The organism is Oleiphilus sp. HI0067 (genome assembly GCF_001635735.1).
Window position 1 is genome coordinate 1 of sequence record NZ_LWFI01000267.1, and the last position, 779, is coordinate 779.

1 protein-coding gene is annotated in these 779 nt (G+C 45.2%); it reads right to left on the bottom strand.

Annotated elements, in window-relative coordinates; genetic code table 11:
- On the bottom strand, positions 1 to 779 hold a 779-nt coding region (locus tag A3739_RS29245), incomplete at both ends, for a hypothetical protein (protein WP_197472008.1).

Genomic DNA, 779 nt, shown 5'->3' on the forward strand with positions numbered 1-779 from the left:
CTTTACCAGCGGCCTCAATAGCCGCCAATTGATCACGAGTTGTTCTCGTCCCCATTTGAACAAATTTGGTCACGGCAATTCGGTAAAAGCCGGCGATACTCTCAATATTTTTGTACTTAGGCTTAACCGGCTTAGCTAAGCCAAAAAAGCGATCACATGGATTACGAAACAACTCAAAACCCAACCACTCTGATAGCGAACGTTTTTTATCTGCGCTAATGACCTGAAGGTAAGATGATCTAAATGCGGAGTACTCTTCCTTTGATAAAGTTTTAAGCGATGGAATTGCCGCACGGAGCAAATCTAATTTTTGCGATAAAGATAAGGGCGCGATCCGTTCACTCCAATCGTTGGTCGCAACAGACTCATGCCCAATAAACGCGTAATACACACCTTTGGCGTCATAGGAAGTGTGCACACGCTCCAATAAACTCTTAAGGTTAAACGCCGGTTCAGCAGCAGCTTGCTCCTGAAATTCAAAACTTATATCGCTGCTTCCAGATGATTCAGATTGCACAGCTTTCGATAAATCTTCCGCATGAAGTGAGCCTCCAGAAAACCCCATGACTGCATCACCAAACTCACTCCGAAGCTCAGCTTCAGCCGTCGACTCAGCATACTGGCCATTCCAATTTGGCAGCAAACGCTCAATGCGTTCATCAACTGACGGGTGCGTAGCAAACAGACGACTGTTAAATGCAGCTGAGAAGAAGAAATGCCCTAGTTCATGCGCTCGTGGATTATCAATTTTAGAATGTTTACCGTAGCCGCCAATAATC